Below are 20,346 nucleotides of genomic sequence, written 5' to 3'. Positions count from 1 at the left end.
GGCATTCTCCTCTCTTCGAGAATCAGATTGACGTGATCACCGATGCCGGCGGCACCGGTGCATAGAGCGCATCGATGATGTCGGTGCGATGCTCAAGCACCGCGCGCTGGTTGATTGAGCCCTTGTCGGTGACCTCGCCACGATCGATCGACAGCGGCGCGTCGAGCAGGATTGCCCGCGCGATCCGGTTCGACGAGCCGGTGGCGCTTGCAAGCACACGCGCGAAGCGCTCGCGGAAGGCAGCGCGCACCAGCGGATCGTTGGCTGCGGCCGCGATGTCGCCAGAGGCAAGCGCCGGATTGATCAGGCGGCAGCCATCGAGATCGAGGATCACGATCGCCGTGAGTTCGTCGCGGTTGATCCCCGCGATCACGACGTCGCGGACCAGCGGCGCGCAGATGCCGACGAAGCGCGCCCGCAACGGCCCGACGCTGACCCAGGTGCCGCTCGCCAGTTTGAAATCCTCGGCGATACGGCCGTCGAAATCGAACCCGGCATCGAGATCGCCGGGGTTGGCGGGCTTCAACGCATCGCCGAACTTGTAGAAGCCTTCCTCGTCGAACGCCTTGGCGGTCAACTCGGGCTGCCGCCAGTAGCCGGGCGTCACGTTCGGGCCCCTGGCGCGGACCTCGAGCTTGCCGTTGTTGGGCACCAGCTTCGCGTCATTGCCCGACACCGGAAGCCCGACATGGCCGGAGCGGCTGGTGTCGGGACGTACCGACATGAAGAACGGCGAGGTCTCGGTGGCGCCGAGCCCGGTCAGCATGGGGACGCGATAGCCCTTCTCCTGCACGGCGAGCGCATCGAGGCTGTTCCAGACGAACGGCGACAGCGCGGCGCCGGAAAAGAACATGGCGTGGAGCCGGTGGAAGAATTTCGACCGCAAGTCGGCGTCGTCACGCAGATAGGGCAGCAGCGATTCATAGCCCTTGGGTACGTTGAAATAGACCGTCGGCGAGATCTCGCGCAGGTTTCGCACGGTCTCCTCGATGCCGCCGGGCATCGGCTTGCCCTCATCGAGATACATCGAACCGCCGTTATAGAGCGTCAGCCCGACATTGTGGTTGCCGCCGAAGGTGTGATTCCATGGCAGCCAGTCGACGATCACAGGCGGCTCGTCCTTCAGGAACGCCAGCGTCTCGCGCAGCATCACCTGGTTGGCGCAGATCATCCGCTGGGTATTGATCACGGCCTTCGGGTTGCCGGTCGAACCCGACGTCAGCAGGAATTTCGCGATCGTGTCCGGACCGACGGCCGCATGGATCGCGTCGAGGCGGCCGTCTTCCGGCGTCGCCATCAGATCGGCGAGCCGTGTCACCTCGCGGCCGGGCACCGCGCCGCGGCTTGCCGCGATCTCGACCTCGGGCGCCACGTTGGCGCGCAACGCGTCGGCGAATTTGTCGGCGTCATCGACGAAGACCAGACCGGGCGTCAGCAGCTTGATGACGTAACCGAGCTTGCCGTAGTCGCGCGACACCAGCGAATAGGCCGGCGAGACCGGACAGAACGGAATGCCGGCATAGAGCGCGCCGAGCGCGATCAGCGCGTGATCGATCGAATTGCCCGACAGTATCACGATCGGCCGTTCTGCCGACAATCCGCGCGCGATCAGCGCGGAGGCGATGCGCCGTGTGGCCTCGAACAGCTGCGCGTAGCTGATTCGCCGCCAGTCGCTACCGGCGCGCTCCGCCATGAACACGCGGTTCGGCTCAGCGTTCGCCCAGTGATGCAGCCGGTCGGTGAGGCGTACCGGAAAGTCGGCGAGCTTCAGCTTGGGACGAAGATAGATCGTGCCGTCGTCGCGGCGCTCGACGGTGACGGCGGGATTGCCGAACGAGATCGGGCGCAACGGATGCACACTCGCTGCTGATGCAGACATCGTGGCGCTCATGTCGGCTTCACCTTGGCAGTCTTGCGATCCAGGAAGGCGCGGATCCGCTTCTTGGCTTCCTTGTCGCTCTGCGCCACCGTCGCCATCAGCGATTCCATCAGCAGGCCGGTCTGCGGATTGGCCTCGGCGATCATCGGCAGCGCCTGCAACACCGCGAAGTTGGTCAGCGGCGCATTTGCGGCGACGCGCTCGGCAAGCTCCAGCGCCTTGGGCAACGCGCCCTCGGCTTCGGTGAGATATTGCGAGAAGCCGTAGGCTGAGCCCTCGGTCGCCGAATAGACCCGTCCGGTCAACATCATGTCGGCCATCCTGGGCACGCCGATCAGGCGCGGCAGCCGCACCGATCCGCCGCCGCCGACGAAGATACCGCGCTGGCCCTCGGGCAGCGCGAAATAGGCCGACGGCTCGGCGACGCGGATATGCGCGGCGCAGGCCAGCTCCAGCCCGCCGCCGATGACAGCGCCCTTCAGCGCGGCGATCACAGGTACGCGGCAATACTGGATGCGGTCGAATACGCGGTGCCACATCTGGGAATGCACCAGCCCCTCGGTGGCGTCGCGCTCGGTCAGTTCGGAGAGGTCAAGGCCGGACGAGAAATGATCGCCGACGCCATGGATCACCACCGCGCCGATTTCTTCCGGGATGGCGGAAAAGCAGTCCCGCAGCGCCAGGATGATGCCGTCGTTCAGCGCATTGCGCTTGGCGGGCCGATTGAGCCCGACCGTCAGCACCGCCCCCCGCGTCTCGATCCTGAGCAGCGCGGCGTCACCCGCGTCGGCAGCGTTTCCCATGGCGTTATTGTTTCCCGTTCAGAATAGTTATATTTTATAATTATCATCGCAGGAGTCAATATGGGTTCATGATCGTCGTCCTGGCGAAAGCCAGGACCCATAACCACCGCATTTGATGATGAACGGGATCGTGGCCTCGACGTCGCGCACAATTGAGATTTGGGGCAATGGGTCCTGGCTTTCGCCAGGACGACGCGGGATGTGTTGCACCAGCTGTGACTGATGCTCCCGCATTTTGCGCCGTGAACTGTCCGAGCTTTGCTCTTCAGCTCGTGCGGGCGAACAGAGCCCGCCCGGAGCTTCACAGCACCTGGTGCACGTCGATCACGACGCGGTCGGCGTGGCGGGCGGCGGAGCCTATGAAGATGTGCTCCATCAGCCAGCGGTACTTCTCGGCGCCGGTCTCGAATTTCGGCACGGTGCGGAAATAGATCAGCTTGGGATCGACAGGCTCGCCGCGCTTGAGCTTGTGCAAGAGTTCGACCGGCCCGAACCGGATGCCCTTGTTCTCGACATAGACGACGGCGCCGTCGTCGGTCTCGAAGGCGTATTTCGCCTCCAGCTCGATCAGCTCGCTCGGCCGGATGATCTGGAAGTCGGCGCCGAAGGGCAGCACCTTGCCGTTGATCCGCTCGCCTTTCACCTCGCCGCCGATGATCGGAATGATGCGGCGGACGCCGGTGCCGATATCGCCGGCGGACGTCACCTCGGCGATCGCTGCGGTGATGGTGAAGACGTACCTGGTGCGGAGTTCTGGGCTCATCCGTCTAACCTATCATGCGTTGCGGCAGCCAGGTCGCGAGCAGCGGGAACAGGATCAGGATCACCAGCCGGATCAGGTCGGTGATCACGAACGGCAGCACGCCGACGAAGATCGTCGACATGTTGACGTCCTTGATCACGCTCTTGATCACGAACACGTTCATGCCGACCGGCGGATGGATCAACCCGAGCTCGACCGTCATCACGATGATGATGCCGAACCAGATCGGATCGAAGCCGAGCGCGGTGACCACCGGAAACACGATCGGAACGGTAAGGATCACCATCGCCATCGCGTCCATCAGGCAGCCGAGCACCAGATACATCAACAGGATCAGCGCCAGCACGCCATAGGGCCCGATGCCGAGCCCGGTGAGGAATTCGGTGACGTGCTGCGGCGTCTGGGTGATGGTGAGGAAATAGCCGAAGCAGAGCGCGCCAATCAGCACGGTGAACACCGCTGCCGCGGTGCGGGTCGCCTGCAGCAGCGATTGCAGGATGCCGTCCTTGGTGAGCTTGCCACGGAGGAGGCCGATGATGAAGGCGCCGACCGCGCCGACCGCGCCGGCTTCGGTCGGGACGAAGAAGCCGCCATAGAGGCCGCCGATCACGAACAGGAACAGCAGCAGCGGCGACCAGACGTCGCGCAGCGCCACCAGGCGCTCGTGCCACGACGCCTTCTTGCCCGCCGGCAGGAAGCCCGGCCGCGTCACGCCGATGATGCCGATCGTGACCATGTGCATCAGGATCGCGAGCAGGCCCGGCACGACGCCGGCGATGAACAGCTTGCCGATATCCTGCTGGGTGATGATGCCGTACACCGCGAGCACGGTCGACGGTGGCAGCATCGCCCCCAGCGTGCCGCCGACCGCGATCACGCCGGTGGCGAACGATTGCGGATAGCCGAAGCGGCGCATCTCGGGATAGGCGACCGCTGAAAAGGTGGCGGCGGTGGCGACCGACGAGCCCGAGATCGCGGCGAAGCCGCCGCAGGCCGCAATGGTCGCGATGCCCAGCCCGCCCTTCCAATGGCCGACAAAGGTGTTGGCGGCGCGGAACAGCTCGCGGCTGATGCCCGAGACGGACACGAAAGCGCCCATCAACAAGAACATCGGGATCACGCCGAAGGAATAGTCGGTCACCGTGCGCATCGTGGTCTGGCCGACCAGTTTCAGCGCGGGAGCAAAGCCGGTGAGATAGCCAAAGCCAGTGATGCCGACGAGGCCCATCGCCATGCCGACGGGAACACGGAGCAGCATCAGCACGAACAGGCTGACAAAGCCGATGACGGCGACGGCCTCGGGACTCAGGTCGAGACTCATTACCGTCTACTCCGCGGTCTTGATCTTGGCATCATGGATATCTTCCGGGTGGAAGATCAGGCGGTAGGTGCGGATCGCGATCAGCAGCACCGCGGAGACGTCGCCGATCCACGACACCAGGAAGAACGGCCAGACCGGGACGCCGAGGTCCATCGTCACGATATGGCTGTTCCTGGTATCGATCACCTTGTCGACCAGCGTGTAGGTCTGCACCGACACCACGAACAGCAGCACCAGGGTCGCGAAGATGTCGATCCAGCGCTGGTAACGCGGCGAGGCATTGGCCCAGACCAGATCCACCGTGATGTGGGTGCCGCGATAGCTCGTCGCCGCAATGCCCCAGAAGATCAGGATGCCGAGCAGGAACTGGCCGAAATTGTAATAGTCCGGGATCGTCACCGCGAAGAACTTGCGCATGAACACCGCGGTGAAGGTGTTGAGCGCGACGACGCCGACGAAGAAGGCCGCCACCCATTCGATCGAATCGATGAAACGATCCATGAAATTCTTGCGCACCGGCTCGGGTGGACCGGTGATCGCGCCGTCTTGGGTGACTTCGGAATTCGCGGCCATGATTTGATCTTCGCTTCCCGTGGCTCGTCATTCTCGGTGCGCAATTGCGCACCTGAGGGGCGCGACAAAGTCGCGAACCCGGAATCCATAACCACCACAGTGAGTATGGATTCCCCGATGCGCATCTGCGGCCTGCGCCAAGCGGCGCATCCCGGAATGACGAAGTCGCCTAGATCCCCGCCTCGTACTTCTTCAGCGTGGCCTGCAGATCGGCCTCGACCTTCTCGGCATCGCCGCCGGCCTTCTTCACCGCCTCGGCCCAGCTGTCGCGCAGCGGCTTGACCGCCTTCTTCCATTCGGCGAGCTGATCAGGGGTCAGCGGATAGACCTCATGGCCTTGCAGCGCCTTCATCTTGGTGCGGCCGTTGGCTTCGAAATCGGTCCAGGGATCGGTGACCTTGGAAGCCCATTCCGGCGAGCAGTGGTCGTCGATCACCTTCTTCTGGGCATCCGACATCGCATTGTATTTGGCGAGGTTCATGTTGTAGGTGAAAACCGTCGTGTAGAGCGGCACGTCCATGTGGTACTTCACGACCTTGTCGATGCCGAACAGGAAGATCGAGCCCCACGGGAAGGTGATCTCGTCGGCCACGCCGCGCTCGATCGCGTCGCGCGATTCCGGCGCGGAGGCCTGCACATTGGTGCCGCCGAACATCTTCACCATCTCGCCGATCGTGCTCTGCGCCGGCCGCACCTTGACGCCGGAGAGGTCGCCCGGCAGCACGATCTTCTTCTTGCCGTGCAGCGCGCCCGGATCGTGGATGAAGGCGAAGCAGAGCTTGGTATCCTTCATCTCGGTGGCCGCGTATTTGTGGTACCACTCGTTCAGCGCCAGGGTGCCCTTCTTGCCGTCCGAGAATACGAACGGCAGCTGGCCCGCGGCCGCGATCGGGAAGCGGCCGGGCTGATAGCCGGGATTGACGTAGGTGACGTCGGCAATGCCGTCGCGCGCCATGTCGTAATGGTCGAACGCCTTGCCGAGCTGCTCGGACGGAAACACGGTGACCTTGATGGTGCCGCCCGATGCCTTCTCGATGTCGGCGGCCCAGGCCTGCGTCGCCGGCACCAGCGGATGCGCCGGCGGCACCCAGAGCGACACCTTGAGATTGACGGTCTTGTCCTGCGCCAGGGCAGGGGCTGCTGCGGCCGGCACGATGGCGGCTGCCATCAGCAGCGCCGACAAACTTCTCCTCATCACGTCTCCTCCTCTCCAGGACGGCGGGCTTTGTGCCCGGTCTCATTACTTAACATGTTATCTAATTCACGTAGATATTCAAGCCGAAATCCGCGGGGCGGACGCCTCGTCGCACCCGGCCCTCCGGCATCTTGCGCTGCGGCGAAAGCTGTCCGCGGCAAATCGACCTTGCCAAACCTGTTATATGATATAGTTGCCAAGGCAAGTTGACGGTGAGCCCCCGGCGCGGGGCGCCCGACTCAAGCCTATCCGATCGGGAGGAGCAGGTATTGCGGACAAAAGTAGCAATCATAGGCGCAGGTCCGGCCGGACTGTTGCTTGGGCAACTACTTCATACTTTCGGCGTAGACAACGTCATTCTCGAGCGGCAGACCCCGGACTACGTGCTGGGCCGGATTCGCGCCGGCCTGCTCGAGGAAGGCACGGTGTCACTGCTCGAGCGCGTCGGCGCCGGCGCCCGGCTGCGCCAGGAAGGCCTGGTCCATCACGGCGTCGAGCTGGCGTTCGGCGGCGCGCGGCACCGCATCGACATGCATGCGGCGACCGGCAAGACCGTGACCATCTACGGCCAGACCGAGGTCACGCTCGATCTGATGAATGCCCGCAAGGCGGCCGGCCTGACCACGGTGTACTCCGCCGCCGACGTCAAGCCGCACGACTTCGGCACCGATCGTCCGCGCGTCAGCTACGTCAAGGACGGCGTCAGCCACGAAATCGCCTGCGATTTCATCGCCGGCTGCGACGGCTTCCACGGCATCAGCCGCGCCAGCGTGCCGGCCTCGGCCATCACCAGCTATGAGCGGGTGTATCCGTTCGGCTGGCTCGGCATCCTCTCCGAGACGCCGCCGGTTTCGCCGGAGCTGATCTACAACAAGCACGAGCGCGGCTTTGCGCTGTGCACGATGCGCTCGACCCACCGCAGCCGCTACTACGTGCAGTGCCCGCTCGACGATCATGTCGACCAGTGGTCCGACGAGCGGTTCTGGGATGAGTTAAAGCGGCGGCTCGACCAGAAGGCGGCCGACGAGATCATCACCGGCCCCTCGATCGAGAAGAGCATCGCGCCGCTGCGCAGCTTCGTCGCTGAACCGATGCGGTTCGGCCGGATGTTCCTCGCAGGCGACGCCTCGCATATCGTGCCGCCGACCGGCGCCAAGGGCCTGAACCTTGCGGCCAGCGACGTGCATTATCTGTCGCAGGCGCTGCGCGAATTTTACGACGAGAAATCCTCCGCCGGCCTCAACGGTTATTCGGCGAGGGCGCTGGCGCGGGTCTGGAAGGCGGTGCGCTTCTCCTGGTGGATGACCTCGATGCTGCATAAATTCCCCGACGAAGGCGAATTCGCCGCGCGCATCCAGATCGCCGAGCTCGACTACCTCGTCAGCTCGAAGGCGGCGTCGACCTCGCTGTCGGAGAATTATGTGGGGCTGCCGTTCTAGGGGTGCTCGCGGATGCTTTTGTCAAACAGCATCCTCTCCGCAATCTCGGCCGTCATACCCCGCGTATGCGGGGTATCCAGTACGCCGCGCCTTCTCGATTCATGCCGTGCGGTCTCTGGGATACTGGATCGCCCGCTTTCGCGGGCGATGACAGCTGAAGACGTGGCAACAGGCCAGCGCCGCATTCAAACACCCACGTGAATCCCGTTTAAAACTTTGTAGGCGGTGAAACCGTCCTCGACATCGCGTTCAATGGCGTCAATCCAACGTCATAAGCGAGATTTGAGATGACCACCGATACACAAATCGCCCCCGACATTCCTGACGGCTTCGAGCCGCTGTTCCGCAAGAGCCCCCTCACCGAGCCCTGGGAGCCGCTCTACCAGAAAAAGACCGAGCGATCCGTCATCATCGGCCTGCGGCTGGCCCGGCCGCACACCAACGGCCGCGGCCTGATCCATGGCGGGCTGATCGCGGCACTTTCCGACAACGCGATGGGCTATAGCTGCGGCCAGGCGACCGGCTGGACCACCTCATATGTGACGATCTCGCTCACGGTCGATTTCGTCGGCTCGGCCAATATCGGGCAGTGGCTCGCGATCGAGAGCGACGTGATCAAGACCGGCAGCACGATCTGCTTCGCGCAGAGCCTGATCAAGGCCGACGGCGTCACGATCGCGCGCGCCAGCGGCACGTTCCGCGTGGTGCCGAAGAAGCCGCCGGTGAGCTAGCTGAAGCGCCAGTCGGTGATCTCGGTGACGAGATCGATGAAGGTCCGCACCTTCGCCGACAACAGGCGGGATGTCGGATAGACGACATGGATCGGTACCGGCGGCTGCTCGAACGCGGCGAGCACGATTCGGACCCGCTTCGCCTTCAGTGATTCGGCGGCCTGGTAGGCCATCACCCGGGTCAGCCCGCCGTCCTGCTCGGCGAACTGGATGGCGGAATCCGAACTGTTGCTGGTGAAGCGCGGCGTCGGCGTGATGCGGATCTCCTGGCCGTCCTCCACAAAGCGCCAGTCGGGCGTTGCGGTCATGGCGCCGAACTGGATGGTGTCATGGGAGGTCAAGTCCGCCGGCCGCTTCGGCTCGCCGCGGAGCTTGAGATAGCCGTGCGAGGCCACCACGATGCGGCGCATCTGGCCGACATGCCGCGCCACCAGGGTCGAATCCGGCAGGTGCCCGAGCCTGACCGCGAGGTCGACGCCATCCTCGACGAGGTTGATGCGGCGGTCCGACAGCCGCAGGTCGACGCCGACCTCGGGATAGCGCTTCAGGTAGGCGGAGACGACCGGACTGACATGCAGCCGCCCGAAGCCGAACGGGGCGGAGATCACCAGGCGGCCTTCGGGGCGAGTGCGCTCGCTCTCCACCGCGTCCTCCGCCTCCTCGACGTCGGCGAGGATCCGCCGCGCCCGCTCCAGATAGCGCGAGCCGGCGTCGGTCAGCGTCACCTGCCGCGTCGTCCGCTGCAGCAGCCGCGCGCCCAGCCGCTCCTCCAGTGCCGCGATCAGCCGGGTGATGGCGGATGGCGACAGACCGAGCTTGCGGGCAGCGGGAGCAAACCCCTCGAGGTCCGCCACCGCGACGAAGGCCTGCATGGCATCGATCCGGTCCATGGAACTATTGCATAATCGGCAATAGTGAAGTGTCAATTCACAAGATTGCTTGCGATCCGGAAACGCCCATTTGTACGGGTAGGACAGCCGTTTCGGGAGGCCCAGATGTTTGATGCTGACACCTATCCCAGCGACGTCGCCTTCACCCCGGCGGTCAAGGCGATCCAGACCCGCAAGGGCTCGCGCGACACCTATGCCGAGGTCGAGGCGCATGGCGGCTGGCAGACCGAGATCGACGAGAACCTCGCGGCCCTCCTCGCCAACACCAACAGCTTCTACTTCGCGACCGCATCAGCCGACGGTCAGCCCTATATCCAGCACCGTGGCGGACCGAAGGGCTTCATCAAGGTGCTCGACAAGCACACCATCGCGTTCGCCGACTACAGCGGCAACCGGCAGTTCATCACGCAGGGCAATCTCTCGGAGAACCCGAAGGCGTACATCTTCGTGATGAATTATGCGCACCGGCAGCGCGTCAAGATCTGGGGCGAGGCGCGCGTGGTCGAAGACGATCCGGCGCTGACGCGTTCGCTGATGCCCCAAGGCTATCGCGCGCGCCCTGAGCAGGTGATCCTGTTCAAGGTCACGGCGTGGGACAGCAACTGCCCGCAGCACATTCCGCAGAAGTTCGACGCGGCCGACGTGGCGCAAGCCCTCGCCTCACGCGACCAGCGTATTGCCGAACTCGAGGCGGAGCTCGCCGCATTGAAGGGCCAGCCCGCCCCTGCTGCCAGCTAAGCTGCCTGCTGCTGCAGCGGCGCCCAGGCGAACTCCGGATAGTACTGCTGCATCATGCGGGCGACATAGGCGGTGAGATTGTCGAACTTCTCGGTGCGCTCGCGCAGCGGCGAATCGAAGAACGGCGTCAGGATCCCCGCCAGCGCGCCGAACGCAGTGGCATCCGTGCCGCAGGGCGCGTTGCCCATCAGATAAGGCTTGTCGCCGAGCTGCACGGACAGCGCAAACAGCGAGCGCATCGCGAGGTCGACGTCCTCGTCGGGCCCGTGGCGGCCGAGCCCGCTCAACAGATAGTTCTCGGCCACCCGGAACTGGGCGTCCTCGCGCAGCTTGTCGCGCATGTGATCGGGCGCTCCGTCGAAGAAATGCGCGGGCCCCTTGGCGAAATTGGTATCGTCGACCCAGCGCGCGCCGACCAGCGCCCAGTAGACGTGATGCTCGATCATGCGCTCGAAGGCCCAGGCCTGAGCGCGCGCCTGCAGGCTCAGCGGCGCGTCGAAATCGAAACCGTATTTGCCCTCGATATGGGCGCGGATGAAGGTCGAATCGGCGATCGTCTCGCCGTCGTCGGAAATGAACGGCAGCTGGCCCTTCGGAGAGGCCGGCGGCATCGCCTTCTCCTTGGTGTAGGCAAGCCCGGCCATCTTGAGCTGGACCTCGGTCTTGGTCACGAAAGGACTGATTTCCGGCAGACCGAAGCCCGTGCCAAAGCCAAAAAGCGTAATCATATGAAGCTCCCGATCGCCTGTAGTCGTGAATTGAGGCTAGCTGTCCCCTGCTGCCAGCATGGTGTCAGCAGTAGTGGCATTCACTGCCGAGCGGGGTTGCGGGTGCGAGGCGGCGAACCGCCTCGCGAACCCGCTTGACCAGCCGTGCCCGCCCGTAGGACCAGACCGTGCTGACAGACTGTGCGATCAGCGCGACCAGGGCCCAACGCAGGTCGCCGGAGGTGGAGTAGACCGTGACCAGCTGTTCCAGCGCGAAGCTCTGCGCTTGCCGGAAACCGAGTTCATCAAGATTCGCCATGGACAAATTCCCTTCACTTGAGGTGTTGTCCTGATATAGCCCCCACCTGCTGCCAACATGCTGTCAGCAGCAGCCGGACGGGACGCAGAAAAGCCGACGCGTCGAGACACCGCGAGATGCGTCAAGACGGTCGTCAAGACGCTGAAGAGAATTGCCAAGAGAGTTGCCATGAGACGCGCCGACCGGCTGTTTCAGATCATCCAGGTGCTCCGCCGCACCCGTAAGCCTTTGACTGCGGACGCGATCGCAGCCGAGCTCGAGACCTCGAAGCGGACCATCTATCGCGATATCGCCAGCCTGATCGAGCAGCGGGTGCCGATCCGCGGCGAGGCCGGCATGGGCTACATCCTGGAGAAGGGTTTTGACCTGCCGCCGTTGATGCTGACACCCGACGAGATCGAGGCCTGCGTGCTCGGCGCGCAATGGGTGATCGGCCACGCCGATCCGGCGCTGGCGCGCGCCGCCGAGGACCTGATGGCCAAGATTGCCGAGACCGTGCCCGACCGGCTGCGGCCGTTCGTGCTGGAGCCGGCGAGCCGCGCCCGCTCCGCCTGGAACCGGGAGCCCGACCGCATCGACATGGTCAGGACCCGCAGCCAGATCCACGAGGGCAAGAAGATCACGCTGAACTATCGCGACGAGCACGGCCGCGACAGCGAGCGTACGATCTGGCCGATCGCAGTCGGCTATCACGAGGCGGTGCGGCTGCTTGCCGCCTGGTGCGAGCTGCGCAAGGATTTCCGCAGCTTCCGCACCGACCGCGTGGTCACCGCTGTTTACCACGACGAGAAGTATCCGGAGCGGCGCGATCTGCTCAGGGCGCGCTGGCGACGCAGCCTGGTGTGGGAAGCACCGAGGGACACCTGATGGCCGACGACGCAATCGATGCGGCCGGCAACAGCCCGTGCCAGTCCTGCGGCGCCTGTTGCAGCTATTCGGAGAACTGGCCGCGCTTCACGATCGAGGACGACACGCAACTCGACCTGATCCCGGCGCAATTCGTCAACGCACGACAATCAGGGATGCGCTGCGAGGGCGATCGCTGCTCGGCGCTGTCGGGGAAGATCGGAGAGGCAACGCGCTGCGTGGTCTATGCGGTGCGGCCGGACGTGTGCCGGACCTGCCAGCCGGGCGACGCGGAATGCGCGATGGCGCGGCGCCGGCACGGGCTGCCGCTCATCGCGAGCGCGCAGCCGGATTGAGCGCGGCTTAGGCCGTCACAGTCACCGTCTCGCTGACGTCCTCGTCGTCGAGCTCGTCATCGACAACCGGCGCGAAGCTCGACAGCGGCTTGGTCGACAGCGTGATCGGCTTGCGGCCGCCATGCGAAACGGCCGCGGCACGGACCGGCTCGCGCGACAGCGCGTACAGCGTCGACCCGACACGGCCGCCGGAATTGACCAGCTCCCACTCGCTGCAGCTCGACGCAATCGCCACCGCGAGTGCGTGCAGATGGCTGCGCCGATAGCAGAACAGCGCCAGCCTCGCCCGGACATCGGGCGCGACATTAGCGACCAGCAACGAAAGCCCGTTCGGATTGGCGCGATACATCTGGCCGAGCAGGTCGTCGGCAACCGGGCAGGCATCGTTCTCGAAGGCGTCGCGGCTTGAAAACATTTGCAAATCCCCCTCGATCGGGAAGATGCCGCGCAATCCTCTAACGAAAGGTTAACCACGGCCTCCGGTCGTCGCCGAAGAGGCTTGCCCGTTGCACGCGAATCACATCCGCCCCGGCCAAAAGCGTCTTCAAGCGAAGGGAATACCGGTTCGCGTCAAGAAAACGCGTCAAAACCAGGATCCCGTCGGAACGGGCTTCGGCGGGAGGGTCGTGGTCAGGGCTGTGGGAGGCGGCGTCGCGAGTCGCTCAGTTCGCGGCCATGTAGATCGACAGCGCGAAGCCGGTGAGGTGATGCAGCGCCTGGTCGACCCCGATCAGGGTCCAGAACCAGGGATGGTGCGATTCCAGCGTCACGCCGAAATGCGAGGCGCAGATGCCTTTGCAGCGATCGACGATGATGTGGATCACGAAGTCGACGAAGGCGACGTACCAGAACCGCGGCGCCACCACCAGGATCAGTGCCAGCGCGACCGCAAGGTGGACCAGGCAATGCGCGAGCAGCGGCATGGCCCAGCCGGTCTTCTGGTCCTTGCCGATCGCCATCCAGGCGTTCTGCAGCATGAAGTCGGCGATGATGTGCTTTGCGGTGAGAAGCAACATCCATCCCACCAGGGCACCAACCGACACCGACGATGACATGGCAGGAAACAACAAGCTGACGCCCTTTTACTTCGATGAATGTGATTGCAAGAAATCCGGGTCAGGCCGTCAGCACAATTCCGCAAACCGAAGCTTGTCTCATTTATGACATCTCCGGCGGCGGAATGCACCTGCGGCCCCGCGAAAATCACATCCGGGTTCAGGCCTCGATAGTGGCGATGGTCATGCGCCATCGCGGCGCAGGTCAGCCGGACCAAGGTGGCGGCCGGTTGGGGGGATTGCATTCCCCCACGGAGGTATACCGTCGGCGGCACAGGAAATTTTCTTTCTTTTATAGTCATTTACGGATTCACCGGGCAGCGCCGCGGCGGCAACACACCGTTCCGGACGGGTGATCAGCCAGGTAGTCAACCATGAGCGCCGAAGCCCCCGCGCCTTCGCCGATGCAGCCGCGGCCTCGCCCTCCGGTCGCCAAGAGCAACCGCGCGCAGATCATCACCTTCACCCTGCTGACACTGCTGCTCAGCGCGGTCACCGAGGCGATCCTGCGCGGCGCGGTGCATCGCCGCGTCGAATCACCCGCTCGCGATTTCACTTTGCGGGCGCCAACTGATCCGCGCTCGCGATCAGGAATTGGCTGACGCCGTCTGGAACGAAGCGGAACAGCGGGAGTCGACTCATAGCTCCCGACATCAGCCCCCAAGCGCATCGGGAGTAGCGACCCTGGTGCCGCCAACCTCCGGTGCCGGGGTCGTTGGTCGGCTGGTTCATGTATGGAATCCGCGACGAAACGAGACACTCCGGCGCGATCGCCGCAAGCCTTGGTCTCACCTCCGCCACGCTTGGGCGCTCCCATGCGGCTGGTTGCCTGGCGGAGGGATCGACGATGGGTAAGAAGATTGCGCTCGGATTTCTTGCTACAACACTTTGCGCCGCTCCGGTCGAAGCGGAGCCAGCCAATCCGGCGACGCCGGCAATCACCAAGCCCAACAATGACGCGACATTGCGTGCGCCACACGCACCGCCGCCGGCACCATACCGCGCCCAGCCAAAAATCGAGTCCGCTCCGACCGGCCAGCGGCGCCCGGTGAGGTGATCACCTCCAGTTGAGGCTGCCTTGTTGTCTCAGATGGGTTGCCTCGAAAACGAAGACGACCTTGAAGACGGGGCCGCCTTCGGTCCGCACTTCGATCGCAAAATCATGCCGGTCGTCCAGTGACGCAAGGTCTCGGGCCAGTTCGCCCAGAGTACGGGCGGCCTCCAGTTCTGCGGCCCGTTGATCCTCAAACTCAAGCCCCTCTTCATCCGGATAGAGCCCAGTGCCATCTCTGATATCGAAGAAATAGCGCACCATCCAATCGCCTCCATCATTGTCGGCGACAATGGTCAATAACGCGAAGCACAGGGAAATCGTTTCTAAGCGGACGACGACAGCAACGCGCTCATGCGAACCGCTGTGCGCCCGGTCCTGCTTGCATCCATGGAGGACCAAGCGTTGCGCCTCTCCGAGGGGGCGCGCCGGTCATCCCGCAGCGGCGTCCGATTGCGTGCCGACGGCGTCGAGCTGCCGCCCTTCGTGATCCATATGCAGATAGTTCGGATTGAACAGGCCTGCGCGCATCAGCCGGTCGAGATTGGGGACGGACAGGGTCTTGCCCTTGAGCACGATCAGCCCGTCGGCGCGCAGCTCCTGTAGCGTCCGATTGACATGGACCTTGGAGAGTCCAGTGGCGTCGGCGAGGTCGCCCTGCGTCAACGGGAAGTCGCAGCTGTCGCCCTGGGTCAAACCGGCAAGACGCAGCCGCAGCCAGATCTCGCAGAGCAGATGAGCGATCCGCTCCAGCGCCGTGCGCTGGCCGAGGCTCATGGTCCATTCGCGCTGGATCGCCGCATTGACCAGGGTTTCCCACCAGAACGCGGTGACGATGCGCGGATGCCCGGCCGCGACCTTGTCGAAGAACTCGCGCGAGAGATCCGCGATCGACACCGCGGTGATGGTGCCGATCGAATGATCCATCTCGCGCAGGATGAAGACGTTCACGTCGCAAATGTCGCCGGGCAGGAAGAACGACACCACCTGGCGCCTTCCGTCCTCGAGCTGCTTGTAGCGACAGGCCCAACCGGACAGGATCAGGTGGACATCCTTCGGTTTCTCGCCTTCACGGACGATATCGACGCGCGGTGCAAAATGCCGGACCCGCTCAGTCGATGCACGATTGAGAATGACGTGATCGACCGGCGAAAGCCTTACGAACTGCTCCAATTTACGGACTAGCGATGCCAACGACATTGGTCTCCCCGCATGCTTAATCGGGTAACCGCCAAGCCGTTTTCAATAACGTATGTTACATTGCACAGCTATTGACGTATGTTCACTAGTGTACAGACGCCGGAGGACTCGACGGTTACTGTCCTCAAGCGCCGTACAGTTCAGTTACTATCAGGGCATCGCCGCCGTCGGCGTTTCAAAAGCCTTGCAACAGGCAAGCCTTGCAACAAGCCTTACAAAGAGCCAGCCCTGCAAGCCGTCGTCGCTCAGACGAGCGGCACACCGTAGTAGTCGTTCACAGCCCGGGTGGTGCCGATGTCGGCCCAATTCCAGTCCCGTTCGCTGCCGTATTTCGGCGCGCCGCGCAGCTGGCTCTCGGTCACGCCGGTGACATAGCCACCAAGCTTCGTGTCGTATTTGAGCGATTGCCAGGGCAGCGGATAGTGGTCGTTGCCGAGGCCGAGAATGCCGCCGAAGCCGAGCACGGCATAGGACACCCGGCCACTCTTCTTGTCGATCATCACGCGCTCGATCGAGCCGATCTTGCGCTCATCCGATCCATAGACCGCGGTACCCTCGACCTTGTCGCTGCCGATCAGGTTTCCGAGCTCTTTTTCATCCATCGCCATGTCACTTCTCCTGTGATCTCCCGGCGCCAACGACGGTCCGAGAGGATCGTTCCTGCCGCATTGCCGCAGTTGCTGCCCAGCGAAAGCGCCATTCGGCGAGCGTCATTGAATTTGAGACGATATGCGGGCCCCGGCGATACAATTCGCCGGGGCCCGTCACCGGAGCGTTTCGCCACCTTTCGGGGAGCAAGGCAGCGAACACAATGGTGTTACGCATGACGCCGAAGATCGTTCCTGTGGTCTCAGCATCGCGTTTGCGATGCCCGGGCCGCCCTTGCGATCCCTCGGCCTGCTCTTGCGAGACTGGAGATCGCAATTTTTTCAATTGTCGAATGTCATGGGTTAACGACGCGAATTTGGCACCTGCCTAAGCTTTTGGTCTCACGTCGGAGGCAGCATGATCAAAAAGAAGCGTAACAGGTCGCGGCCTCCCGGATCGTTGGAGGACCGCCTGCAAAAATTCGCCGAAGATTCGCGCATTGCAGCGCGCAAGCTGCCACCGGGACGGGAACGCGAAACGCTGATGAAGAGAGCCAGGCAAACCGAGACCGTGATGGAAGTCAGCGAATGGCTGACACTCCGCAAATAGCGGCGCCTCGAAGAGGACCGACAGGACAGCTATGACGATCGAGGAACGGTTTGACTCACATACGCTTGCCGCCATGAACTTCGCGCTCGACCAGGTCTGCGCCGATGCGCTCCATGGCGAGGAACATGCCACCCGCAGGCGCGTTGCCAGATACATCATCAAGTGCGCCAAGAGCGGCAGGACGACGCTCCCCGAGCTGACCGAAGCCGGGCAGCAGGCGCTGGCCAAGGTCGTCGCAATAACATAGACCGGCTGGCGCGCTAGATCACCTGGGACGCTACCGGCACCCGCGCGCGAATCTCCGCGATCTTGCGCTTCAGCGCCGCTTGCCGCGGGTCGGGCATGATGGCGGCGCGGGCCTCGGCGATGGCGCCGGCGAGGTCGGGAAGCGCGAGCGCGCCATCGAAGGTCGGCTTGACGAGCCCGTCGATGATCAGGTGCCAGTCCGCGATGCCCTGGCGATAGGGATCGCCGTAGCCCTGGATCATGGTCGCGGTCTGCACGACCGCCCGAGCCGCGCCCGGCTGCTTGGTCAGGCTGCGGTCGATCATGTGCAGCCAGCGCTCGACCCAGAGCCGCTCCTTGGCGTAGCGCCCCGAGAACAGCCGCCAGCGCTTCAGGCCCGCCTCGATCCTGAGCCGGCGAACGCTGAAGCGATTGTTGGCGCTGAAGCGGATCGAGACCCGGCGGCGCCGCCAGCCGAACTGATCGAGCACGGCAAGGATCGGATCGGCGACCATCTCCGGCAAAGCGTCGATCAACTCGTCAAGGCGGAGCTTCTTGACGTCGTCGGCCGAGCGCGCGGCGAGGCCGCCCGCCGCATGGGCTTCGCCGAGCTTGAGCTGCGCGATCCGGATAGCATCCTCATAGGCCATGCGCTCCGCCATCAGGCGGGCGATGTCGCCGAGCAGGGCGTCGTCGACGCCGCGGCGGCCGACGAAGCGATTGAGCCGGTCGATATAGAGCTGGGCATAGCTCGTGCTCTGATAGGCGATCAACAGATGGATGGCCTCGGTGACAACAGGCCCGAGATGATCCGGGCAGGCGTCGGGCAGCACCGGCGGCCCCTCGTCCTCGTCGCCGATGATGTCGGCAAACAGGTAGCGGAGCGAGGCCAGCAGACTGTCGTCATCCGGCACTGCGGCGCCTCCAGAACTGGTCACCGGGCTCATGCAGGCTTAGGCTCCGCGACCTTCGGCGTGGTGTGCTGCGCGAGCTGCTGCTCGAGCGTCGAGATATTCTGGAACAGGCGGGCAGAGGCCAGGCGCAGGAAGTAGAAGCCGAACGCCGGATTCTGGACGTAAAGCTGCTCGACCTGATCGTAGGTCACCGACAGCACCACGCCGGCTTCGACGCATTCCAGCGTCTGGGTTCGCGTGTTCGACGGCGACAGCATGCCGAACTCGCCGACGATGGCGCCGACCGGCAACTCGATGCCGGACTCGACCAGGCGGAAGCGGCCGCTGGTGATATAGAACATGCTGTCGGCCTTCTCGTCCTTGTAGAACAGGACTTCGCCGGCAGTGCATTTGCGCTCCGTCGTGAATGGCCGCAGCCAGTCCATCGACAAATCGCTGTTGACCGACCTCTTCACATTGCGGACCAGTTGCAGCATCTGGTGCAGGCGGTAGGTGTTCATCGGCAGCAGCACGGAATGCAGGATCAGGGTCGCGTAATTGTGGGTCGGGATCGCGGTCGCGATCAGGATGATGTTGGTCAGGATGGCGAAGACGCGCAACGGGATCATGGTCCGCATCGACAGCGTGGCGACCACGAAGATCGATGCGAAGAAGCTGCCGGCGGCGCCGGCGTGCTCCGCGAGATGTGAGGTATCCATCGGAAACCAACCAATTCTCAAGAAGTGAACAAGATCGCCTTATTAGTCGCTTCATTCCTGCCGAGGTTGCCTGCCCTCGCGTCGGCGGCCAGCATCCCTGATATACGGGGAAAAAGCGACGATTTGTCTGATTTCTCACATTCGCGGGCGCAAAATCGGGCCAACATGGTTAGGCCATTCGCCCAACCTGCCGGCCTCTTCGCCACGATCAGGCCGCCGCAGCCGGCGCGTTGACGGCCTCGGCCGGGAGAGGCACGTTGTGCGCTCGGCCCGGCCACGCGCTGGGCCTCGATTCCAGCAGTTCAGCGACAGGCAAGCTCCGTTCCGATGTCCAAGCCGCTCGTCCTTCCGGCCTTGACGCGCTTCGTTTCCGCCACCGCCGGCCGCAACATGACCACGGTGGCCTATGTCGCGGTCATGGTCGGTGTCGCCATGATGACGCTGCTGACGGTCGAGCCGGCCTATGACGCGGCCCCGCACTGGGTCGACGCGCTGCTGTGGGCCTGCCTTGCCTATTTCATATTCGAATGGCTGGTGCGGCTGCGCCATATGCGGCGGCAGGACAAGCTTTGGTTCTACGCGCTGTCCAGCGCCGGCGTGGTCGATGCGATCGGCGCGCTGGCGGTGCCGCTGGCGCTGCTCTGCGGCATCGCGTCGAAAACCGCATGGCTGCTCGGCGTGCTCTGGGTGCTCAAGGTGGTGCCCGGCATTCCCGGCCTGCGCCAGCTCCGCCGCGTGCTGGTGGTGGAGTCCGGCCCGCTGCTCAGCGTGCTCGTGATCTTCCTGATGGTGGTGTTCCTGGCCTCGGTCGCCGAATACTTCCTGGAGCGGGACGTCCAGCCGCAGACCTTCGGCAGCGTGCCGGCGGCGCTGTGGTGGGCGGTGGTGACGCTGACCACGACCGGCTATGGCGACGTGGTGCCGATCACCCCGCTCGGCCGGATCGTCGCCGCCATGGTGATGATCTCGGGCCTCGGCGTGTTCGGGCTGTGGACCGGCATTCTGGCGACCGGCTTTGCCGCCGAAACCCGCCGCGACAACTTCCTGAGAACCTGGGAGACCGTCAGCAAGGTGCCGTTCTTCGCGCATCTCGGCCCGGCCGCGATCGCCGACGTCACCCAGGTGCTGCGCACCATCGACTTGCCGCCGCGCACCATGATCATCCGCAAGGACACCAATGGCGACTGCATGTATTTCGTCGGCGCCGGCGAGGTCGAGGTCGACCTGCCCGGACGCAAGGTCAAGCTCGGCGAAGGCGCGTTCTTCGGCGAGATGGCGCTGCTCGGCAATGCCAAGCGCGGCGCCAGCGTCTCGACCAGCAAGGTGACGAGGCTGTTGGTGCTTGACCTGGTCGATTTCCGCCTGTTGATGGCAAGGCATCCCGATCTCGCCGAGACCATCGACGCCGAGGCGAAGCGGCGCGAACGTGAGAACCAATGATGGAGA

25 protein-coding genes are annotated in these 20,346 nt (G+C 64.0%); 9 read left to right on the top strand and 16 right to left on the bottom strand.

Annotated features, from left to right (window positions below; all coding sequences use genetic code 11):
- Positions 1-22: 22 nt before the first annotated feature.
- From JQ507_01805 to JQ507_01780, 6 genes are all read right to left on the bottom strand, one after another.
- A complete protein-coding gene (locus JQ507_01805; GenBank protein QRI70303.1) occupies positions 23-1,891 on the bottom strand; it encodes a feruloyl-CoA synthase in 1,869 nt (622 codons plus the stop codon).
- Positions 1,888-2,682 (bottom strand): crotonase/enoyl-CoA hydratase family protein, encoded by a 795-nt coding sequence (locus tag JQ507_01800; protein ID QRI70302.1) that lies wholly within the window; start codon positions 2,680-2,682, stop codon positions 1,888-1,890. Before JQ507_01800 ends, JQ507_01805 begins: the two co-directional genes overlap by 4 nt.
- Positions 2,683-2,983: 301 nt before the next feature.
- Positions 2,984-3,445, bottom strand: coding sequence for a DUF3237 domain-containing protein (locus JQ507_01795; GenBank protein QRI70301.1), 462 nt, complete (start codon positions 3,443-3,445; stop codon positions 2,984-2,986).
- Between the two features lie 4 nt (positions 3,446-3,449).
- Entirely contained in the window at positions 3,450-4,754 is a 1,305-nt protein-coding gene (locus tag JQ507_01790) for a TRAP transporter permease (protein QRI73139.1), read from the bottom strand.
- A gap of 18 nt (positions 4,755-4,772) precedes the next feature.
- Positions 4,773-5,282: a TRAP transporter small permease gene (locus tag JQ507_01785; GenBank protein QRI73138.1), complete on the bottom strand. Its 510-nt coding sequence runs from the start codon at positions 5,280-5,282 to the stop codon at positions 4,773-4,775.
- 226 nt (positions 5,283-5,508) lie between these two features.
- Positions 5,509-6,534 (bottom strand): TRAP transporter substrate-binding protein, encoded by a 1,026-nt coding sequence (locus JQ507_01780; protein QRI70300.1) that lies wholly within the window; start codon positions 6,532-6,534, stop codon positions 5,509-5,511.
- A 269-nt stretch (positions 6,535-6,803) separates the two neighbouring features.
- On the opposite strand from JQ507_01780, the gene pobA reads away from it, so the two are divergent.
- Positions 6,804-7,973: a 4-hydroxybenzoate 3-monooxygenase gene (pobA, locus tag JQ507_01775; protein ID QRI70299.1), complete on the top strand. Its 1,170-nt coding sequence runs from the start codon at positions 6,804-6,806 to the stop codon at positions 7,971-7,973.
- A 287-nt stretch (positions 7,974-8,260) separates the two neighbouring features.
- Entirely contained in the window at positions 8,261-8,704 is a 444-nt protein-coding gene (locus tag JQ507_01770; GenBank protein ID QRI70298.1) for a PaaI family thioesterase, read from the top strand.
- Here JQ507_01770 and JQ507_01765 read toward each other — a convergent pair.
- Positions 8,701-9,594, bottom strand: coding sequence for a LysR family transcriptional regulator (locus JQ507_01765; protein QRI70297.1), 894 nt, complete (start codon positions 9,592-9,594; stop codon positions 8,701-8,703). The genes JQ507_01770 and JQ507_01765 overlap by 4 nt on opposite strands.
- 105 nt (positions 9,595-9,699) lie before the next feature.
- Here JQ507_01765 and JQ507_01760 point away from each other — a divergent pair, with 105 nt between their 5' ends.
- Complete coding sequence (locus JQ507_01760) at positions 9,700-10,332, top strand: pyridoxamine 5'-phosphate oxidase family protein (GenBank protein QRI70296.1); 633 nt, start codon at positions 9,700-9,702, stop codon at positions 10,330-10,332.
- On the opposite strand, the gene JQ507_01755 is transcribed toward JQ507_01760, so the two are convergent.
- Positions 10,329-11,060: a glutathione S-transferase family protein gene (locus JQ507_01755; protein ID QRI70295.1), complete on the bottom strand. Its 732-nt coding sequence runs from the start codon at positions 11,058-11,060 to the stop codon at positions 10,329-10,331. The two genes, JQ507_01760 and JQ507_01755, sit on opposite strands and share 4 nt — an antisense overlap.
- A 64-nt stretch (positions 11,061-11,124) precedes the next feature.
- The gene (locus JQ507_01750; GenBank protein ID QRI70294.1) at positions 11,125-11,358 is read right to left on the bottom strand and encodes a hypothetical protein; all 234 of its coding nucleotides are present in this window, start codon (positions 11,356-11,358) and stop codon (positions 11,125-11,127) included.
- A 168-nt stretch (positions 11,359-11,526) separates the two neighbouring features.
- Here JQ507_01750 and JQ507_01745 point away from each other — a divergent pair, with 168 nt between their 5' ends.
- A complete protein-coding gene (locus JQ507_01745) occupies positions 11,527-12,225 on the top strand; it encodes a YafY family transcriptional regulator (GenBank protein QRI70293.1) in 699 nt (232 codons plus the stop codon).
- Positions 12,225-12,560: a YkgJ family cysteine cluster protein gene (locus tag JQ507_01740; GenBank protein ID QRI70292.1), complete on the top strand. Its 336-nt coding sequence runs from the start codon at positions 12,225-12,227 to the stop codon at positions 12,558-12,560. Before JQ507_01745 ends, JQ507_01740 begins: the two co-directional genes overlap by 1 nt.
- Positions 12,561-12,567: 7 nt before the next feature.
- Here JQ507_01740 and JQ507_01735 read toward each other — a convergent pair whose 3' ends face one another.
- Both JQ507_01735 and JQ507_01730 read right to left on the bottom strand, forming a co-directional pair.
- Positions 12,568-12,975 (bottom strand): hypothetical protein, encoded by a 408-nt coding sequence (locus tag JQ507_01735; GenBank protein ID QRI70291.1) that lies wholly within the window; start codon positions 12,973-12,975, stop codon positions 12,568-12,570.
- Positions 12,976-13,222: 247 nt separating this feature from the next.
- Positions 13,223-13,576, bottom strand: coding sequence for a DUF3307 domain-containing protein (locus tag JQ507_01730; GenBank protein ID QRI70290.1), 354 nt, complete (start codon positions 13,574-13,576; stop codon positions 13,223-13,225).
- 413 nt (positions 13,577-13,989) lie between these two features.
- Between JQ507_01730 and JQ507_01725 the strand changes: the two genes are divergently transcribed.
- A complete protein-coding gene (locus JQ507_01725; GenBank protein ID QRI70289.1) occupies positions 13,990-14,217 on the top strand; it encodes a hypothetical protein in 228 nt (75 codons plus the stop codon).
- A 455-nt stretch (positions 14,218-14,672) separates the two neighbouring features.
- Here the strand turns inward: JQ507_01725 and JQ507_01720 are convergent, their stop codons facing one another.
- From JQ507_01720 to JQ507_01710, 3 genes are all read right to left on the bottom strand, one after another.
- Entirely contained in the window at positions 14,673-14,930 is a 258-nt protein-coding gene (locus JQ507_01720) for a hypothetical protein (protein QRI73137.1), read from the bottom strand.
- Positions 14,931-15,098: 168 nt separating this feature from the next.
- Entirely contained in the window at positions 15,099-15,860 is a 762-nt protein-coding gene (locus tag JQ507_01715; GenBank protein ID QRI70288.1) for a Crp/Fnr family transcriptional regulator, read from the bottom strand.
- Positions 15,861-16,111: 251 nt separating this feature from the next.
- Entirely contained in the window at positions 16,112-16,474 is a 363-nt protein-coding gene (locus JQ507_01710) for a PRC-barrel domain-containing protein (protein ID QRI70287.1), read from the bottom strand.
- Positions 16,475-16,871: 397 nt separating this feature from the next.
- Here JQ507_01710 and JQ507_01705 point away from each other — a divergent pair, with 397 nt between their 5' ends.
- Positions 16,872-17,063 (top strand): hypothetical protein, encoded by a 192-nt coding sequence (locus JQ507_01705; protein ID QRI70286.1) that lies wholly within the window; start codon positions 16,872-16,874, stop codon positions 17,061-17,063.
- Between the two features lie 31 nt (positions 17,064-17,094).
- Positions 17,095-17,310 carry a hypothetical protein gene (locus tag JQ507_01700; protein ID QRI70285.1) on the top strand — a complete coding sequence of 72 codons (216 nt, stop codon included), beginning with the start codon at positions 17,095-17,097 and terminating at the stop codon, positions 17,308-17,310.
- 13 nt (positions 17,311-17,323) lie between these two features.
- Here the strand turns inward: JQ507_01700 and JQ507_01695 are convergent, their stop codons facing one another.
- Positions 17,324-18,235, bottom strand: coding sequence for a hypothetical protein (locus JQ507_01695; GenBank protein QRI70284.1), 912 nt, complete (start codon positions 18,233-18,235; stop codon positions 17,324-17,326).
- Positions 18,232-18,900, bottom strand: a complete 669-nt coding sequence (locus JQ507_01690; GenBank protein ID QRI70283.1) for a cyclic nucleotide-binding domain-containing protein — start codon at positions 18,898-18,900, stop codon at positions 18,232-18,234. Before JQ507_01690 ends, JQ507_01695 begins: the two co-directional genes overlap by 4 nt.
- Positions 18,901-19,227: 327 nt before the next feature.
- Here JQ507_01690 and JQ507_01685 point away from each other — a divergent pair, with 327 nt between their 5' ends.
- A complete protein-coding gene (locus JQ507_01685) occupies positions 19,228-20,340 on the top strand; it encodes an ion transporter (protein QRI70282.1) in 1,113 nt (370 codons plus the stop codon).
- Positions 20,341-20,346: the final 6 nt, after the last annotated feature.

The organism is Bradyrhizobium sp. PSBB068, assembly GCA_016839165.1.
Taxonomy (GTDB): domain Bacteria; phylum Pseudomonadota; class Alphaproteobacteria; order Rhizobiales; family Xanthobacteraceae; genus Bradyrhizobium.
The sequence above is the reverse complement of the archived record's forward strand: the minus strand, read 5'-3'. Positions and strand labels throughout refer to the sequence as shown.

Bases quoted from the DNA above. Each gene is read 5' to 3' on its own strand.
- JQ507_01725 (QRI70289.1), top strand. From the start codon at position 13,990: ATGAGCGCCGAAGCCCCCGCGCCTTCGCCGATGCAGCCGCGGCCTCGC.
- JQ507_01685 (QRI70282.1), top strand. From the start codon at position 19,228: ATGTCCAAGCCGCTCGTCCTTCCGGCCTTGACGCGCTTCGTTTCCGCC.
- JQ507_01735 (QRI70291.1), bottom strand. From the start codon at position 12,975: ATGTTTTCAAGCCGCGACGCCTTCGAGAACGATGCCTGCCCGGTTGCC.
- JQ507_01750 (QRI70294.1), bottom strand. From the start codon at position 11,358: ATGGCGAATCTTGATGAACTCGGTTTCCGGCAAGCGCAGAGCTTCGCG.
- JQ507_01730 (QRI70290.1), bottom strand. From the start codon at position 13,576: ATGTTGCTTCTCACCGCAAAGCACATCATCGCCGACTTCATGCTGCAG.
- JQ507_01720 (QRI73137.1), bottom strand. From the start codon at position 14,930: ATGGTGCGCTATTTCTTCGATATCAGAGATGGCACTGGGCTCTATCCG.
- JQ507_01740 (QRI70292.1), top strand. From the start codon at position 12,225: ATGGCCGACGACGCAATCGATGCGGCCGGCAACAGCCCGTGCCAGTCC.
- JQ507_01710 (QRI70287.1), bottom strand. From the start codon at position 16,474: ATGGCGATGGATGAAAAAGAGCTCGGAAACCTGATCGGCAGCGACAAG.
- JQ507_01760 (QRI70296.1), top strand. From the start codon at position 9,700: ATGTTTGATGCTGACACCTATCCCAGCGACGTCGCCTTCACCCCGGCG.
- JQ507_01800 (QRI70302.1), bottom strand. From the start codon at position 2,682: ATGGGAAACGCTGCCGACGCGGGTGACGCCGCGCTGCTCAGGATCGAG.
- JQ507_01705 (QRI70286.1), top strand. From the start codon at position 16,872: ATGATCAAAAAGAAGCGTAACAGGTCGCGGCCTCCCGGATCGTTGGAG.
- JQ507_01805 (QRI70303.1), bottom strand. From the start codon at position 1,891: ATGAGCGCCACGATGTCTGCATCAGCAGCGAGTGTGCATCCGTTGCGC.
- JQ507_01690 (QRI70283.1), bottom strand. From the start codon at position 18,900: ATGGATACCTCACATCTCGCGGAGCACGCCGGCGCCGCCGGCAGCTTC.
- JQ507_01795 (QRI70301.1), bottom strand. From the start codon at position 3,445: ATGAGCCCAGAACTCCGCACCAGGTACGTCTTCACCATCACCGCAGCG.
- JQ507_01765 (QRI70297.1), bottom strand. From the start codon at position 9,594: ATGGACCGGATCGATGCCATGCAGGCCTTCGTCGCGGTGGCGGACCTC.
- JQ507_01755 (QRI70295.1), bottom strand. From the start codon at position 11,060: ATGATTACGCTTTTTGGCTTTGGCACGGGCTTCGGTCTGCCGGAAATC.
- JQ507_01770 (QRI70298.1), top strand. From the start codon at position 8,261: ATGACCACCGATACACAAATCGCCCCCGACATTCCTGACGGCTTCGAG.
- JQ507_01745 (QRI70293.1), top strand. From the start codon at position 11,527: ATGAGACGCGCCGACCGGCTGTTTCAGATCATCCAGGTGCTCCGCCGC.
- JQ507_01780 (QRI70300.1), bottom strand. From the start codon at position 6,534: ATGAGGAGAAGTTTGTCGGCGCTGCTGATGGCAGCCGCCATCGTGCCG.
- JQ507_01695 (QRI70284.1), bottom strand. From the start codon at position 18,235: ATGAGCCCGGTGACCAGTTCTGGAGGCGCCGCAGTGCCGGATGACGAC.
- JQ507_01700 (QRI70285.1), top strand. From the start codon at position 17,095: ATGACGATCGAGGAACGGTTTGACTCACATACGCTTGCCGCCATGAAC.